Raw genomic sequence first — 16,557 nt, 5'->3', positions numbered from 1 at the left:
TTGATATGTTATAACATAACATTTGCGAATTAAAAAAGCCTACCCCCATGCCGTACCTGCTACCGGGCACGACAAACATTACCGTCATGAACGCTTACAAACTGTACGATTGTGGGATGTGAACGAGGGATGCGAAGCGATAAAGGTTATGTTATAACAGGCCGTCATTATTCCTTCGCAACATGATTTGCTTTGCAACCTACAGGCGGTCTGTCATGAAACTCAGAATGTCGTTGGTTTTTCTCTCATTTGCTGCTGCCAATGCGTCGGCATTCCAGGCCAAATTGACACCCGTCAACCCGAATGACGCCACAAGACTGGCGCAGTTGGAAACCGCGTTCAGCAACGGCCATGTCGCCACAGGCACATTGGGTATCTGTGATGCCACCTCAGTAAGTGGTTGCAACTGCCCGTTCTGCACCCAGTTGAGAAGTATCGGTCGTTAACCGCCTGGCAACCGGAATTGATTGGCACCGGACTGAATGCCTCCTGCAACCGCCGCAGAAAGCGGAAGCCTTGCTGCTGGCTTTCGGCAGTTAATATCGCCAGCTCGTTCGGCAATGTCTCGACACGAACAATCCGCACGCTCACGCCAGTTCCCGCGTTCGCGCCAGCACTACGCTCAGCGGCAGGTGGGCTTCGTATTGCTGCCATAACTGCTGATACCAGCTCTCGTCGCCCAACGAACGATGAATACACAATATAATGTGGTCACATTGCTGGGTTGCTGCGGCATACAAGCGCGGGTCACCTTGTGTCAGCACCACCAGCAAGCGGCGCATTTCCACCATGTACGCGCGGGTGAATACCGGGTCATGTTCCAGCACGCTACGGCTGTTATCGATCAGATCGCATAGCTTGATGCTCTGAGCCTCCGGGCAGGCGGCAGCGCTGTGCAGCAAATTGGCATTCTTGCGATGAATGCGCTCACCACCGGTTTGACGGGTGCGCACATCGGTCAGCATTTCCACATAGCGCGCTACCGATGGGCCAAATAATTCAGCCACCAGATCCAGCGTCACCCCCGTGTCTTCCACCGTATCGTGCAACCAGGCAGCAGCAATCATTTCCGGCGATGGCTCAATCTGCATCAACAGAGTGACCACCGCCGCTGGATGCACAATATAGGGCTCGCCGGTGTATTTCCGCTTCTGCTCGCAGGCGGCGTGTGCCGCGGTAGCGAAGATCCTGGCTCGTTCAGTGAGTGTCATTTTTCCGCTCCTTAAATGGAGTCAATACCTACCGTTATGCATTTGCAGCGTCACCACAGACATCATGTTGCAACGGGGCTCCGTGATCATGAGGCTGGAAAATGCCATCAGGCTACGGTCAGCATATTATTTAAGAATAAACTATTTTTATTGAAGAATAGACATACAGGATGTAGCCCTAAATATCGGCCAACAGGCGCAAGTCATCGTGAACTGGCAATAAGTCTTCAGACCGCAGGGGAGCACATTGCTTCCCTGCTTTATTCTCAATCGCCCTTAAATAACAGCCTATTTTGATAGCATCTCAAAAGAACAAATTAGGCGGCGAAAGAAGCAGACCGATATTCCCCGCCCCATCACCGCATTTCTCCTGTAATACGCGCTGACAACCGTCTGATTAATGGTTTTTCACCTTTGCAATTCAGAACGTTTCCCAATCATCGTTGCTACTTTTCGCTTTCTTCACACCGGGGAGCGTTTTGGGCAGCGCCGCCTGTGAAGCTGCCGGGCGGGCCGCGATGCGGTTGCTGGCCGGACGACGTTGCTCTGTGCCATCGATACGAAATGCCGATACGGCTTCATTCAGCCCCGCGGCCTGTTCAGCCAACGACGTGGCGGCAGCGGTAGCCTGCTCCACCAACGCGGCGTTCTGCTGGGTGACATTATCGATAGAGTTAATCGCCTGACCGACCTGATCGATGCCTTTGCTCTGCTCCTGCGACGCCACCGAAATCTCCGCCATGATATCCGTCACGCTGGTAACGGCACTGACGATATCCTGCATGGTTTCCCCGGCGCGACTAACCTGACCGGAGCCGGTTTCCACCAACGCCACGGATTCGGTGATCAGCCCCTCGATCTCTTTGGCCGCCTGGGCACTGCGCTGCGCCAGCGAACGGACTTCTCCGGCCACTACCGCGAAACCACGGCCCTGTTCACCGGCTCGCGCCGCTTCCACCGCAGCGTTAAGCGCCAGAATGTTGGTCTGGAAAGCGATGCCGTTGATGATATTGGTGATTTCGGAAATCTTCTTCGAGCTCTGGTGGATGTTGCCCATGGTTTTCACCACGCCTTCCACCAGTTCGCCACCCTGGCGCGCCTTACCGGAGGCATTACCAGCCAGTTGGCTGGCGTGGTTGGCGTTGTCGGCGTTATGACGCACGGTAGAGGTCAGCTCTTCCATGCTGGAGGCGGTTTGCTCCAGCGCAGACGCCTGCTGTTCAGTGCGGGAAGAAAGGTCACTGTTACCAGCGGAAATTTCGGTAATGCCTTGATAGATAGCTTCCACGCCGTGACGTACATTGCTGACAGTGCGTGCCAGTGACTGCTGCATGTTCTGTAAATAGTGCCCCAGTTGGCCGACTTCACCGCGCCCCCACTGCGCTGGTGGCATGGTGAGATCGCCCGTGGCGATATGTTCAATACGTTCAACCAGCGAACGCATCGGTTTGATGATCACCCGGCGCAGACACAAGTAGGTAAACAGCGATACCAGCACCGCCACCACAAAGCTGGCGGCCATTACGCTGTAACCCAATACCGACTCCTGCTGCGCTTCACTGTTTAACGCTTCTGCCCGCTGGGTGCGAATCGCCACCACTTTCAGCAACACTTCGTTATACGCCAGGTCGAGCTTACGGGTTTGCTTCCACTCGGTAGTCAGCACATCGTCGTAACGCCCCGCTTTCACCGCGTCCAGCATCGGCCTGACGCCATTATTCACGTAATCGTTGTAGCGCTGTTGCAGCGCGTCATCCAACGCCAGATCAGCCGGGGTTTTCACTTCGCGACTCTGGTAGGCCGCAAAGCTGTCCGCCGACTGCTTCAGGCGGCCTTCGGCCTGCTGGATACTGCTGCTGGCGGTGTCTTTATCGCCTTCTTTGGCAGCGGCGGCGGCCTGAATCAGCATCAAACGAGCGGCACGTAAATGGTTGGAACTGTTGGACACCCCCAGACGGACCTGAATTTCCGCCGTCACATCGTTCAGAGAGCTGTTGCTACGCATCAGAAAATGGACTGAAAAACCAATCGCCAGCGCAAACAGGATCAGGATAACGCCGATAATCGAACTGAACATCGGCATCAGCCGCCAGTTGTGCCAGAAACTCACACCGGACGACGAAGGAGGTAGAGTAGTTGTATTCATCATTTTTCCTTTAAGAGGGCACATGGTTGCTGAATTTATACAAAACATTACATTAGTTATCGGCGTGTTAACGTCGAAGATTAATCTGTTCAGCGGAAAAAAAACCGGAGAAAACCCGTATGCGTGGAATATCGTGATAAAAACAGGAAAAATAATAGATTGATTTAAAAGGAAAAATCAAGAAAACCACAAAAGATATGGAAAAACCACCCTCAAAAACCGATTAACATTGAGGCAGTTGCCCAACTCATAACACATCAGAAAACATGAAATGTTACATCAATATACCGTGTTCTCCTCAGATACCGCGTTACCTGAGAGATAACGGCTGGGGAAAAGACCGTCAGCCCTCCCCTTAACCGATGATGTGTTAATTACCGGCGTCCGCGTCAAGATTGAATGCCTGGAAACGCGCGCGGTAAGCCCCCTCTCGCTCAGCAAATCGCAACGCACGCGCACGTGCCACCACGATCTCGTCGGCCTGCGGCTGTTGCGACAACAGAGCCAGCGTTTCATCGATAAAGTCTGGTAACGGCATAGCACGTGGATCATAGCCCCATTCGCCCTGTAAGCCGGTCTGCACCCAGGGCGGGATAATTTCGATAACCTGCACCGACGTCTGGCGCAACTGACAGCGCAGCGCATCCGTATAACTATGCAGCGCCGCCTTGCTGGCGCAGTAAGTCGGGGTAATCGCCTGTGGCACAAATGCCAGTTCCGACGTCACATTCAGCACTGCCGCGTGTGGCTGACGCAGCAGATGGGGGATCAACGCGCCAGTCAGCCATAACGGCCCCAGCAAATTGGTTGCTATCGTCTCATGGATAATATGCTGATCCGGCTGGGTAAGATCTTCGCGCCGCTGAATACCGGCGTTATTGATCAACACATTGAGCGCTGGATAATCTCGCGTCAGTTGCTCAGCAAAAGCGCTGATAGCGGCAGGATCACGCTGATCCAGCACCCGCCAGGCCATACCAGGGAAGGCCGTGGCCGCCTGTTGCAGCGTCGCCTCGCGCCGCCCGGTGATGATCACCTGATTGCCGCGCTGGTGAAACGCGGCCGCCAGCCCCAGCCCAATGCCCGAGCCGCCGCCGGTAATCAGTATCGTGTTGCCGGTCATCTTCATGTTCGTCGCTCCCTGCTGTCGTTGTGGTCAGTGGCATCCGGTTTAGTCAAACACAAACGTGGTGATATCGCTTTCCCGCAACTGGTAGGTTCCCGAGAAACGGCGACCCGACAGATAATCTGGCGACAGGTCAGTCAGCAACTGCAATGTGAAGGTCTGCTGTACGGTATCCAGCCCGACCATGCGGGCATCCAGAAAATCGAAGTACCGTTTTACCTGCGGATACAATGCCTTGAACAAACTCTCTTTGGCGGAAAAACTCAGCGTCAGCATACTGGCAAAGCTGATGGGGTTGTGGGAATGCAGCCAGTCATACTCAATGCCATCCGCGATGCCGGGCCACAGACTATTGGCGCGCTCGGCGTTCATTCGGGTTTCGATATCTAAACCAACGCAGGACGCGTCGTGGCAACATTGATGCGCGGCACACAACACGCTATCGACGTTATGGCTGAGCGACCCGATGATACGTTCCGGCCACTGCGGCGAGCGATCAGCCGCGCTGGTGAGCACATAGCCATTCACCCCCAATCGGGACAACACCATTTGTGCCAGATAACGTCCGGCCAGATATTCTGCCCGGCGTTTCGGCACCGAGCGCGTGATTTCGGCCGGAACGGGGATCCCCGCCCGGAAAAACAGATCATCATGATACGCCGACAAGTCGAAATGACCGCGCGCGCAATGCCCAGGGTAAGTGGTTTCATGCCCGGCCGGATGGACGGTCAACCATTCGATATTTTTGATAAATGAAGAAAGCATGTTACTGCACTCTGAATAACCCGCCATCAATGCCGTCAAGGATACCGCAAGCCATTAATGCAATAAACGCCAGTCGCATAGCGGCGGCATCAGGCGGATTACTGTGGCTCCGGCAGCCGCAGCCCCGGAAACAGCCGCAGGGTATTAGCGAGAATGGCACCTGCAATAACCTGCGGCCATTCCGGGCGTAATTCGCACAACGTTTCAAACACCGACGTAATACGCTCCGGGCGATTCGGTTGCCCCTGGAACCCGCACACCGGCATATCCGGCGCATCGGTTTCCAACAGCAGCCGGTCGAGCGGCAGGCGCGCAATCGCCTGCCGAGTCTTGTTGGCGCGCGGATAGGTAATAGTGCCGCCCACGCCGATGTAGTAGCCAAGGCGGATAAACGTCATGGCCTGATCGTAGCTACCGGCAAAGCCGTGCACCACGCCAGTACAGGGAACCGGGTAACGACGCAGTATTTGCGCCAGTTGATCATGACTACGGCGGGAATGGAGGATAACAGGGAGATCTCGCTGGGCTGCCAGCTTAAGCTGCGCGCCCAGAAACGCTTTCTGCCGTTCGAATTGCGGTTCCGGCATGTAAAGATCCAGACCGATCTCACCCACCGCCACCAGACGGGGATGCGGCCGCGCCAGCAGGGACGCCAGTTCGGCCAGATGAGCGTCCTGATGGTCAGCGATATACAACGGGTGCAGCCCCAACGCGGCGTATAAGGCAGGCCAGCGCAGGCTGAGTTCCAGCACCCGCTCAAAATGTTTAGCGGCTACGGCTGGCACAATCAGATGGTGGACACCCGCCTGCGCCGCCCGTGTCAGGCTGCCCGCGTCATCCTCGGCGAACAGGGGAAAATCAAAGTGGCAATGAGTATCGATAAACCCGACGCTCGCTGCCTGCGCGCGCTCGGGCTCGGCCGCCATCGCGTCATCGGATAGAGAATGGGTGGGCAATGGTTATCCCTCAGTGCAAACTGTCATGCTCCGAGGATACCTTGTCCTGCTCTTTTCCGTAATATTCCTGCATCACACCCGCCAGAAAACCGTGATTTCCTGATACCCAGGCACCGTCACTGTCAAAGCACTCGGCCCACAGCTCCCACAGGCACCCTTTCCACTGCTTCCATCTGCCGATAGCGACATCCAGATTCATCATGATGACCCCCAGAACAGGACAAAAAAACAGCACGGACAGTGTGACGGAACAATATGACAGTCGTATGGAGGATAATTGTATGGGGGGTGAACGTATGAACGACAACCGTATAACGTCGGCATCAGACCAGCTATGGCCGACGCCGCCCCGTAAACAGGCTGAGCAGGAACAAAATAATCCCCACCACAAAAACGATTTTGGCCGCAGCGGCGGCAGTACCGGCAAGCCCACCGAACCCAAAAGCAGCGGCAATGACCGCAATAATCAAAAAGAGAATGCCCCAACGAAACATCAGACCTCCTTGCGAGCGGAAAGATGAGGGGAACCACCGACAGCAGGCACCTGGCGGTGTTCACCATCAATCAGAAAGGGAGTAACAGCAGTAGGGAGCACGCCGCCGGTGTTCCCGGCGGCGAAGCGCATCAGGATTTTACCGTCAGCGCGTTTTTAACACTTTTGACACCGTTCACGGCTTTAGCAATGGTTTCCGCCCGATCGGCCTGCGCCTGACTGGTCACCTGACCGGTCATCAGCACCACGCCGTCGTGGGTTTCAACCTTCACGTGACGGGAGGGAACTATGTCATCCGCCAGCAGTTTAGCCTTGATGGTGCTGGTGATGAGGGTATCGTCGGCATACGCGCCGACCGACTGCACGCCGCTATCATCCTTCACCTGCAACTTATCACTCACCGACTTAACCCCTTCGGTTTGAGCGGCAATTTTCACCGCACCGGTCGCCATCTGCTGGCTGCGGATAAAGCCGCTGAGCGTTACCACGCCGTCGCGGGTGGAAACGGAAATATCATTACTGTCGAGCGTTTCATCTTTCAGCAACGCGCTTTTCACCCTGGCGGTGAGGGTGCTGTCATCCACAAAGCTCTCAGCCTGCTGTACGGAACTATCGATTTTTTTACCCGCGGTGTCTGCGATACTCTGCGCCTGTTGTACCAGCGTTTGCTGTTCGGCCTGTGCCTGAGCGACCGCCAGTACCGAACCCAGAACCATCGTCGCCAGCGAAAATGCAAATTTGGTCTTTTTCATCGATACCTTCCTTATCGTTATTGCCTGTTTCACAACAGGTTTACCCATCAGACCGGAGCGGCTCTCCACGACTTGTCAGATTAAATCATTAAATAAACAAACAAAGCCAACACAACAAACCACAACCGAATCCAATGACAGTTAAATAAACTAAGCAAATCACACACCGCTAACTATAGCCAATGAGAACGAAAAGCCCAGCAAAGAGCGACCAACAGGCGATGATTTCAGATTTGTCCGTGATGGGAGAAAGGGCGAAAAAACAGCATTAATAGACTGATAATTAAAGAATAAATAAAAACCCACCCACTCCGGGCGGAGTGGGTGGTCGCCCGCGATTAATGCTCGCGAGTTTTATGGAACCGCACGTCAGGATAACGTTCCTGCGCCAGGTTGAGGTTAACCATAGTCGGTGCCACATAGGCAAGGTTGTCACCGCCATCAAGCGCCAGATGCTGTTCGTTCTTGCGCTTGAACTCCTCGAATTTCTTCACGTCATCGCACTCTACCCACCGGGCCGTGGAGACGTTCACCGACTCATACACCGCTTCCACGTTGTATTCGGTTTTCAGGCGCGCCACCACCACGTCAAACTGCAGCACCCCAACCGCACCCACGATCAGATCGTTGTTGATCAGCGGACGGAATACCTGCACCGCGCCCTCTTCGGAAAGCTGAACCAGCCCTTTAAGCAACTGCTTCTGCTTGAGCGGGTCACGCAGGCGGATACGACGGAACAGTTCCGGCGCAAAGTTGGGAATACCGGTGAATTTCAGCTCTTCGCCCTGAGTAAAGGTATCGCCGATCTGAATAGTGCCGTGGTTGTGCAAGCCGATGATGTCGCCCGGATAGGCTTCTTCCACGTGGGAACGGTCACCCGCCATGAAGGTCAGCGCGTCGGAAATCACCACGTCTTTGCCGGTGCGCACCTGACGCAGCTTCATGCCTTTATCGTAGCGGCCGGACACCACGCGCATGAACGCCACGCGGTCGCGGTGTTTCGGGTCCATATTGGCCTGAATCTTGAACACAAAACCGCTGAACTTCTCTTCGTCGGCGCTGACCACGCGCACGTCGGTCTTACGCGGCATCGGCGCAGGCGCCCATGACACCAATCCATCCAGCATGTGATCCACGCCGAAGTTGCCCAGCGCGGTGCCGAAGAACACCGGCGTCAGTTCGCCGTTCAGGAACGCGTCCTGCTCAAACTCGTGAGACGCGCCTTTTACCAGTTCCAGCTCATCGCGCAACTGCGCGGCCAGATCCTCGCCCACCGCCTGATCCAGTTCCGGATTATCCAGCCCTTTGACGATGCGCACGGCCTGAATGGTGTGACCCATGCCGCTCTGGTAAAGATAGGTTTCATCTTTGTAGAGGTGGTAAACACCTTTGAACAGCTTACCGCAGCCGATCGGCCAGGTAATCGGCGCACAGGCGATGTTCAGCTCGTTTTCCACTTCATCCAGCACTTCCATCGGGTCGCGGATGTCGCGGTCGAGCTTGTTCATGAAGGTCAGGATCGGCGTGTCGCGCAGACGGGTAACTTCCATCAGCTTACGGGTCCTGTCCTCAACGCCCTTGGCGGCGTCGATCACCATCAGGCAGCAGTCGACAGCGGTCAGTGTACGGTAGGTATCTTCGGAGAAGTCTTCGTGCCCCGGCGTATCCAGCAGGTTGACCAGACATTCACGGTAAGGGAACTGCATCACCGAGGTGGTAATCGAGATACCACGTTGCTTTTCCATTTCCATCCAGTCGGATTTAGCGTGCTGGCTGGAGCCGCGTCCTTTCACCGTACCGGCGACCTGAATCGCCTGTCCGAACAGCAGCACCTTTTCGGTGATGGTGGTTTTACCGGCATCGGGGTGAGAAATAATAGCGAATGTCCGACGTTTCGAGACTTCGCGTGCGTATTCACTTGGAGACATGTTATTCAGGCTTCTTAATAGTTAGCCGCCCGACACGCGCATCGCACGCCGCATCAGGCAAGGCGGGAAATACAGACATCAAGCTGTATAATGCCAATCAGTTAAGCCATCAGCACACGCAGTAAGCGCAGCCGTAGGCCGGGAGATTCCATTAAGCACTTTTACACGCGTTTTCCCCCACACAGGCTTAAGTGACAGGCATAAGTAGCGACAGACATAAATAAGCCGTCCATTTTCCCCGATTTGCCAGCCCGGCACAATCAATCATAACGTAAACACGATCGACCATAACGCAAACAGCGCAATCAGGACTCGGTAATCAAAGACCGATTGTGCTGCACGCCTCCAGGGTGGCGACACGTCGCCCGTGATGAAATAACCGTGCTTTAGGGTTTGCGGGTTTGATCGCCATCCTGCGTGGACGGCTCATCACGGTTAACAGGCTCATCGTCGTTAGCCGGGTCATCATCCTGTGACGACGCGTTGGCCGTTAACAGATAAGGAGATTGCTGCCAGCGGGAACGGCGATGTTGCAGCAAGGTGCGAGCCAGAATAATGCCGATAGCCAACGCCATCAGAATCATCAATCGCAGGATGTTGGTGGTGTTGTCCACCTGGCGAGCTTCCGTCGCCAGCACGTGGGTATCCAATGTGATGCGCAGAAAACCGATCGGCCCGTCCTTACTATTGACGGGCTCCACCAGTTGATGGTTGAAGTAGCTGCCAGCACGGCTGCCATCCAACGCCAGCCGGTCGCGCACCTCAATCTGTTCGCCCGCGCGCGCCACCAGCGTGCCGTCCTGCTGGTATAACGCGGCATCCAGAATACGGCTGTGATCGGTGAGTTGCCGCAGTGTTTCGCCAATTCTGCCGCTGTTGTCATTATTACTTTCCATCATCGGCGTCAGGCTGAACGCCACCTGCTTCACCAGCGTGCGCGCCAGCTCTTCCACCTGCTCGGAGCGGGCCATTTGATGACTGAGGCTGAAATAGGAGGCCCCCTGCAATAACACCACCAGCAGAGCCAGACAGATCAGCACAATGGCCGTACGATGTAAGCGAAATTTTATCCGGGCCCGAACCATGGGAATACCTGCGCGATTTGGATACTTTCATGTTGCCAGAAGCGTTGGCGATAGGATAGCTTGTTGCGTTGATTTGTGACCGTCCACCCCGTCAATCTTCACTACCCGCAGGAAAGGATATTTAACCCATGTCGAACCGTTTGACCTATAGCGATCTGCCCGATGAGATCAACTGCTGGCCAAATTTGCCGCTGTCGTTGAGTGACGACGAAGTGATGCCACTCGACTACCGTGCTGGCAATACCGGTTGGCTGATGTACGGCGACGTGCTCGACAAGTATCTGTTATCCCGCGTTCAACGCCGTCTGGACGATCCACTGGTTGTCGTCAGCGCCTGGAGCGTGGACGAGTATCAGGTGGTACGGCTGGCTGGCATCCTGACGCCACGTATCACCAAGGTAGCCCACGAACTGGGGCTGGATGTCACACCGATGGGCAACACCCCCAGCCTGCGTGCGCCCGGCCTGCTGGTCATGGACATGGACTCCACCGCAATCCAGATCGAATGTATCGATGAAATTGCCAAACTGGCGGGCACCGGCGAGCAAGTAGCCGAGGTAACCGAGCGCGCCATGCGCGGTGAGCTGGATTTCGCAGCCAGCCTGCGCCAACGTGTCGGCACCCTGAAAGACGCGGATGCCAACATTCTGCGTCAGGTGCGGGACGCCCTGCCGCTGATGCCGGGCCTGAAAAACATGGTCAAACAGTTGCAGGAGGCAGGCTGGCACCTGGCCATTGCTTCCGGCGGCTTCACCTATTTCGCCGATTATCTGCGTGAAGAGCTGGGGTTGGTAGCAGCGGTCGCCAACGAAATGGGGATGCGCGACGGCAAGCTGACCGGCGAGGTGGTAGGCCCGATCGTCGATGCGAAATATAAAGCCAATACACTACGTCAACTGGCGGAAAAGCTGTCAATCCCGCTGCACCAGACGGTCGCCATCGGCGACGGTGCTAACGACCTGCTGATGATCAAGGCGGCCGGGCTCGGTATCGCTTACCACGCCAAACCCAAGGTCAACGAACAAAGCGCGGTTAGCATCCGCCACGCCGACCTGACCGGGGTGTTGTGCATTCTCAGCGGCAGCCTGAGACATGAAAAAGGCTGAGCCACGCGAACCGATGCAGTAAAGAACCGATGCAGTAAAAAGCAGTAGTAAGGAGGGAATTCATGGCCAAAGCCGTCAAACGCGCCTTTGTCTGTAATGAATGCGGGGCCGAATATCCGCGTTGGCAGGGGCAGTGCAGCGCCTGTCACGCCTGGAACACCATCACCGAGGTGCGTCTGGCCGCCGCGTCCTCCTCGTCACGCAACGACCGTTTCTCCGGTTACGCCGGGGACAGCGGCAACGTCAGCCGGGTACAGAAACTGTCGGACATCAGCCTGGAAGCGCTGCCACGTTTCTCCACCGGCTTTCAGGAATTCGACCGGGTGCTAGGCGGTGGCGTCGTCCCCGGCAGCGCCATTCTGATCGGCGGTAACCCCGGTGCGGGCAAAAGTACCCTGTTACTGCAAACCCTGTGCAAACTGGCCGAACAGATGAAGACCCTGTATGTCACCGGCGAGGAATCCCTCCAGCAGGTGGCGATGCGCGCTCACCGTCTTGGCCTACCCGCTCAGCACATCAATATGCTGTCTGAAACCAGCATCGAGCAGATCTGCCTGATTGCCGAACAGGAACAGCCGAAACTGATGGTGATCGACTCCATTCAGGTGATGCATCTGGCGGATATTCAGTCGTCTCCCGGCAGCGTAGCGCAGGTGCGGGAAACCGCCGCCTACCTGACACGCTTCGCCAAAACCCGCGGTGTCGCCATCATCATGGTCGGCCACGTCACCAAAGACGGCTCGCTGGCCGGTCCGAAAGTGCTGGAGCACTGTATCGACTGTTCGGTGCTGCTGGACGGCGACGCCGACTCCCGTTTCCGCACCCTGCGCAGCCACAAAAACCGCTTCGGTGCCGTCAACGAACTGGGCGTCTTTGCCATGACCGAACAGGGGCTGCGGGAAGTCAGCAACCCGTCTGCCATCTTCCTGAGCCGGGGCGATGAAATCACCTCCGGCAGTTCGGTGATGGTGGTCTGGGAAGGCACCCGGCCGCTGCTGGTAGAAATTCAGGCGCTGGTGGATCACTCGATGATGGCGAACCCACGGCGGGTAGCCGTCGGGCTGGAGCAAAACCGGCTGGCAATCTTGCTGGCGGTGCTGCACCGTCACGGCGGGCTGCAAATGTCGGATCAGGACGTATTCGTCAACGTGGTGGGCGGCGTCAAGGTAACGGAAACCAGCGCCGACCTGGCGCTGCTGCTGTCGCTGGTGTCCAGCTTCCGCGATCGGCCGTTACCGCAGGACTTGGTGGTGTTCGGCGAAGTCGGTCTGGCCGGAGAAATCCGCCCGGTGCCGAGCGGTCAGGAACGCATCACCGAAGCTGCCAAGCACGGCTTTAAGCGCGCTATCGTGCCGTTTGCCAACATGCCGAAAAAACCGCCCGCCAACATGCAGGTGATGGGCGTGAAAAAATTGTCGGACGCGCTGGCGATCCTCGATGATCTGTAATGTCCATTAGGCTTTACTCATCAGAGCCTTAATATGGCAGAGCGTTAACACCGTAACGCGTTAATATAGCAAAGCGTTATCCGCCACATCGGAGTATCAGACCATGTCTCCCTACGATTACCTGAAAACAGCCATCAGACAAAAAGGCTGTACCCTGCAACAGGTCGCCGATGCCGCAGGTATGACCAAAGGCTACTTAAGCCAGTTGCTCAACGCCAAAATCAAAAGCCCCAGTGCTCAGAAGCTGGAGTCGTTGCACCGTTTTCTCGGGCTGGAATTTCCTTATCAGCAAAAAAGTATCGGCGTGGTGTTCGGCAAGTTTTATCCGCTGCACACCGGTCACATTTACCTGATTCAGCGCGCGTGCAGCCAGATAGACGAACTGCACGTGATTCTGGGCTACGACGAGCCGCGCGACCGCCAGCTGTTCGAGCACAGTTCTATGTCGCAGCAGCCGACCGTCAGCGACCGCCTGCGCTGGCTGTTGCAAACCTTCAAGTATCAGAAAAACATTCACATTCACGCCTTCAACGAGCAGGGCATGGAACCCTATCCGCACGGCTGGGATGTGTGGAGCCGCGGCATTAAGCAATTCATGTCGGAAAAAGGCATCGACCCCCGCTACGTCTACACCAGCGAAGAGCAGGACGCGCAGCAGTACAAAGAACATCTCGGCATCGAAACCGTGCTGATCGACCCCAAACGCTCTTTTATGAGCATCAGCGGCGCACAGATCCGTCAAGATCCATTCCGCTACTGGGAATATATCCCCACCGAGGTGAAACCGTTTTTCGTGCGCACCGTGGCGGTTTTGGGCGGCGAGTCCAGCGGCAAGTCCACGCTGGTCAACAAGCTGGCTAATATTTTCAATACCACCAGCGCCTGGGAATACGGCCGCGATTACGTGTTCTCTCACCTGGGCGGTGACGAAATGGCGCTACAGTATTCAGACTACGACAAAATCGCGCTCGGCCAGGCTCAGTACATTGATTTCGCCGTAAAATATGCCAACAAAGTGGCGTTTATCGACACCGACTTCATCACCACACAAGCGTTTTGCAAAAAGTACGAAGGCCGTGAACACCCGTTTGTGCAGGCGCTGGTTGAGGAGTACCGCTTTGATCTGGTGATTCTGCTGGAGAACAACACTCCCTGGGTGGCGGACGGCCTGCGCAGTCTGGGCAGCGCGGCGGATCGCCAGGCGTTTCAGGACGTGCTCAAGAGTATGCTGGCGGAAAATAACGTGCCGTATGTCCACGTTACCGAATCAGACTACGACAGCCGCTTTCTACGCTGCGTGGAGCTGGTGCAGCAAATGCTGGGGCACGACCGGTAAACACCGATGCCGACGGCGAGTTAATCTCGCCGCGTTTTCACCAGCGCCAACTGCGGGATGGGGTGATAATTTCCGGCAACGGCACATCCCAGCTTTCCGTGGGCAGCACCTCCACCTGCTGGCAGTCGTGCGCCAGCCCGATGGGATACGGGCCGCGCAAGCGCCAATGCTGCAACGTGCGGTCATAAAACCCGCCACCCATGCCAAGCCGCTGCCCGGCGGCATCGAACGCCACCAGCGGCGTCAGCAACACATCCAGTTGCTCAACCGGCAACACCTGGCCCACATCCAGCCGTGGTTCCTGAATCTTCAGCCGGTTCCACACCAGTTCGGTATCCGGCGCATAGCGCAAAAACAGCAGATGCCCGTTACAGAACGGGTGCAGCACCGGCAGGTAAACCTGTTTTTGCTGCTGCCACAACGCCTCGATCAACGGCTGGGTATCCAGCTCGCCATCAAACGACAGAAACAACGCCACCCGGCTGGCGTCGCCAAGACGCGGATGAGCCATCGCCCGAGCGGCGGCCTGAACGGCAAAAACGCTTTGCTGTTCACGACTTAACGCACGACGGCGCTGGCGAACCTGCTGACGGATTTGCTGGCGTAATGCCGCGATGGAAGACTGGTCGGAAGAAGCACTGGCTGGATTCATGCGCAGTCACATTCATGTAGTTAACATGCAAACAAAGGGGAATAAACGAGAGGGAATCTCCGAGATGCCGCCGCAGGCCGTAACCCTTGAACCCTTGGTTCAAGGTGAACGCAACGTCGCAGTCTTAAGGCTTCTCGGCCGAACCGAGCGTGCTCACCAACCACGGATCGTTACATTCTGTTGGTTGAAATATCGGCTCAGGGGACTTGCCCGCTGACGAACATCTCAGAGAAATTTTGTTCTTTCAACGCTACCTTATCATGTCTGGCAGCGATGTGTTACCCAAAAAAACCGTACTTTTGTCAAAACGAGACGCGCTACTCAAATTGCGCGCCCTGACGCTCGGTAATACGGCCCTGCTCCAGCAACGCCTGTTCAATCGTCTGCTGCAACATGCGAATACGCTGTTCCATATTGGCGGCATAATCGCGGGTTTTCAAGCGCTCTTGCGCCAGCTCGTGGCACACATTGAGTGCCGCGATGAACACCAGTTGCTCCGTGTTCGTCACCCGGGTACGAACCTTGAGGTCCTGCAACCGCTGGTTAAGATCCTCCGCAGCCTGATTCAGCGCATCCTGCTGTTCTGGCGGACAATTGACTCTTAACGAACGGCCAAAAATCTGAATATCTACCGGTTGTGCAGACATGTCACCTTCCTGCCTTATTTCGTTTCACGCCCGCATGAGGGACATCCGCTGCGCGGCCCGTGACGGGGCCTGGAAAAAGCGGGCGCTACTATATATATCCAAAATAAAAGATACAAGCCCATATATCCAAAATAGAAGATACAAGCCCTTTATTATACCCATAAGATTGTCAGTGGCAGGGACATTGCTCAAAAAGAAAGTCGGCTGTCCTGCCGCGTGAATCCATTGGGTGTACATCTGCCGACGGAGCTTGCTGGTATAGCAGCGGAGCTTGGTGGTAGCATAACACGAACGACCTGCCAACGACGATGAAAGCTCATGTCTATACAGAATACACTCCCCGGTTACGACACTATCGACCAGTTATTGCAACAACATCAGGTGGCCCTGACCGCCGCCGAAATGCACGGACTGATAAGCGGTATGTTATGCGGTGGTAACCATGACGATAGCTGGAAAACGCTGACGTTTGAACTGACCAACGACGGCATGGCCTTCCCACAGACACTGGCCCAGCCGCTGCAACACCTGTATCAGGTGACCCGCGACGCACTGGAGGATGACAGCTTTCTGTTCCAGCTGTTCCTGCCGGACGATGCGCTGGAGCACGTTAGTGTATTCGACCGCGCCGATGCGCTAGCCGGTTGGGTCAACCATTTTCTGCTCGGCCTCGGTGTCGTCCAGCCTCGCCTTGGTAAAACGCAGGGCGAGCTGAAAGAAGCGATTGACGATCTGCGCAACATCGCCCAGCTCGGTTACGACGAAGACGAAGATAAAGATGAACTGGAGCAGTCGCTGGAAGAAGTGATCGAATATGTACGGGTGGCGGCCATCATGTGCCATAACGAGTTCACCCGTCCGGTAGTTACTGCGCCGGAGCAGAAAAAACCGACACTGCATTAATAC

The 16,557-nt window shown here is 55.9% G+C and carries 17 protein-coding genes and 1 other RNA gene; 5 read left to right on the top strand and 13 right to left on the bottom strand.

The window, feature by feature from the left end; all coding sequences use genetic code 11:
* Nucleotides 1–215: 215 nt before the first annotated feature.
* Nucleotides 216–446 (top strand): hypothetical protein, encoded by a 231-nt coding sequence (locus tag OB87_RS06020; RefSeq protein ID WP_033568535.1) that lies wholly within the window; start codon nucleotides 216–218, stop codon nucleotides 444–446.
* 141 nt (nucleotides 447–587) lie between these two features.
* Here the strand turns inward: OB87_RS06020 and OB87_RS06015 are convergent, their stop codons facing one another.
* The 10 genes from OB87_RS06015 to OB87_RS05975 all read right to left on the bottom strand — a co-directional run bounded on the left by OB87_RS06015 (nucleotide 588) and on the right by OB87_RS05975 (nucleotide 10,462).
* Nucleotides 588–1,211, bottom strand: a complete 624-nt coding sequence (locus OB87_RS06015; protein ID WP_033568534.1) for an HD domain-containing protein — start codon at nucleotides 1,209–1,211, stop codon at nucleotides 588–590.
* A 421-nt stretch (nucleotides 1,212–1,632) separates the two neighbouring features.
* Nucleotides 1,633–3,357, bottom strand: a complete 1,725-nt coding sequence (locus OB87_RS06010) for a methyl-accepting chemotaxis protein (RefSeq protein ID WP_033568533.1) — start codon at nucleotides 3,355–3,357, stop codon at nucleotides 1,633–1,635.
* A 370-nt stretch (nucleotides 3,358–3,727) separates the two neighbouring features.
* Nucleotides 3,728–4,486: an SDR family oxidoreductase gene (locus OB87_RS06005; protein WP_033568532.1), complete on the bottom strand. Its 759-nt coding sequence runs from the start codon at nucleotides 4,484–4,486 to the stop codon at nucleotides 3,728–3,730.
* A gap of 42 nt (nucleotides 4,487–4,528) precedes the next feature.
* Entirely contained in the window at nucleotides 4,529–5,248 is a 720-nt protein-coding gene (locus OB87_RS06000; RefSeq protein WP_033568531.1) for a 4'-phosphopantetheinyl transferase family protein, read from the bottom strand.
* Nucleotides 5,249–5,346: 98 nt separating this feature from the next.
* Nucleotides 5,347–6,174 carry a TatD family hydrolase gene (locus OB87_RS05995; RefSeq protein WP_033568530.1) on the bottom strand — a complete coding sequence of 276 codons (828 nt, stop codon included), beginning with the start codon at nucleotides 6,172–6,174 and terminating at the stop codon, nucleotides 5,347–5,349.
* A 40-nt stretch (nucleotides 6,175–6,214) separates the two neighbouring features.
* Nucleotides 6,215–6,403 carry a CsbD family protein gene (locus tag OB87_RS05990; RefSeq protein ID WP_023637579.1) on the bottom strand — a complete coding sequence of 63 codons (189 nt, stop codon included), beginning with the start codon at nucleotides 6,401–6,403 and terminating at the stop codon, nucleotides 6,215–6,217.
* 133 nt (nucleotides 6,404–6,536) lie between these two features.
* On the bottom strand, nucleotides 6,537–6,698 hold the full coding sequence (locus OB87_RS19740) for a DUF1328 domain-containing protein (protein WP_072025438.1): 162 nt from the start codon (nucleotides 6,696–6,698) through the stop codon (nucleotides 6,537–6,539).
* Between the two features lie 130 nt (nucleotides 6,699–6,828).
* On the bottom strand, nucleotides 6,829–7,449 hold the full coding sequence (gene osmY, locus OB87_RS05985) for a molecular chaperone OsmY (RefSeq protein ID WP_033568529.1): 621 nt from the start codon (nucleotides 7,447–7,449) through the stop codon (nucleotides 6,829–6,831).
* Nucleotides 7,450–7,787: 338 nt separating this feature from the next.
* Nucleotides 7,788–9,377 carry a peptide chain release factor 3 gene (prfC, locus tag OB87_RS05980; protein ID WP_033568528.1) on the bottom strand — a complete coding sequence of 530 codons (1,590 nt, stop codon included), beginning with the start codon at nucleotides 9,375–9,377 and terminating at the stop codon, nucleotides 7,788–7,790.
* Nucleotides 9,378–9,763: 386 nt separating this feature from the next.
* Nucleotides 9,764–10,462: a YtjB family periplasmic protein gene (locus OB87_RS05975; protein ID WP_033568527.1), complete on the bottom strand. Its 699-nt coding sequence runs from the start codon at nucleotides 10,460–10,462 to the stop codon at nucleotides 9,764–9,766.
* Between the two features lie 128 nt (nucleotides 10,463–10,590).
* Here OB87_RS05975 and serB point away from each other — a divergent pair, with 128 nt between their 5' ends.
* From serB to nadR, 3 genes are all read left to right on the top strand, one after another.
* Nucleotides 10,591–11,568: a phosphoserine phosphatase gene (gene serB / locus OB87_RS05970; protein ID WP_033568526.1), complete on the top strand. Its 978-nt coding sequence runs from the start codon at nucleotides 10,591–10,593 to the stop codon at nucleotides 11,566–11,568.
* 62 nt (nucleotides 11,569–11,630) lie between these two features.
* Nucleotides 11,631–13,016: a DNA repair protein RadA gene (gene radA, locus OB87_RS05965; RefSeq protein WP_033568525.1), complete on the top strand. Its 1,386-nt coding sequence runs from the start codon at nucleotides 11,631–11,633 to the stop codon at nucleotides 13,014–13,016.
* Between the two features lie 103 nt (nucleotides 13,017–13,119).
* Entirely contained in the window at nucleotides 13,120–14,352 is a 1,233-nt protein-coding gene (nadR, locus tag OB87_RS05960) for a multifunctional transcriptional regulator/nicotinamide-nucleotide adenylyltransferase/ribosylnicotinamide kinase NadR (RefSeq protein ID WP_033568524.1), read from the top strand.
* 37 nt (nucleotides 14,353–14,389) lie between these two features.
* Here the strand turns inward: nadR and OB87_RS05955 are convergent, their stop codons facing one another.
* The 3 genes from OB87_RS05955 to zapA form a co-directional block, all read right to left on the bottom strand.
* Nucleotides 14,390–15,004, bottom strand: a complete 615-nt coding sequence (locus OB87_RS05955; protein ID WP_033568523.1) for a 5-formyltetrahydrofolate cyclo-ligase — start codon at nucleotides 15,002–15,004, stop codon at nucleotides 14,390–14,392.
* A gap of 52 nt (nucleotides 15,005–15,056) precedes the next feature.
* Nucleotides 15,057–15,239: non-coding RNA, 6S RNA (ssrS, locus tag OB87_RS19735), on the bottom strand.
* 82 nt (nucleotides 15,240–15,321) lie between these two features.
* Nucleotides 15,322–15,651, bottom strand: coding sequence for a cell division protein ZapA (gene zapA, locus OB87_RS05950; protein WP_012883229.1), 330 nt, complete (start codon nucleotides 15,649–15,651; stop codon nucleotides 15,322–15,324).
* A gap of 318 nt (nucleotides 15,652–15,969) precedes the next feature.
* On the opposite strand from zapA, the gene OB87_RS05940 reads away from it, so the two are divergent.
* On the top strand, nucleotides 15,970–16,554 hold the full coding sequence (locus OB87_RS05940) for a YecA/YgfB family protein (protein WP_033568521.1): 585 nt from the start codon (nucleotides 15,970–15,972) through the stop codon (nucleotides 16,552–16,554).
* Nucleotides 16,555–16,557: the final 3 nt, after the last annotated feature.

This window comes from Dickeya undicola, from assembly GCF_000784735.1.
Taxonomy (GTDB): domain Bacteria; phylum Pseudomonadota; class Gammaproteobacteria; order Enterobacterales; family Enterobacteriaceae; genus Dickeya; species Dickeya undicola.
This window is presented reverse-complemented; position numbering and strand designations above follow the sequence as displayed.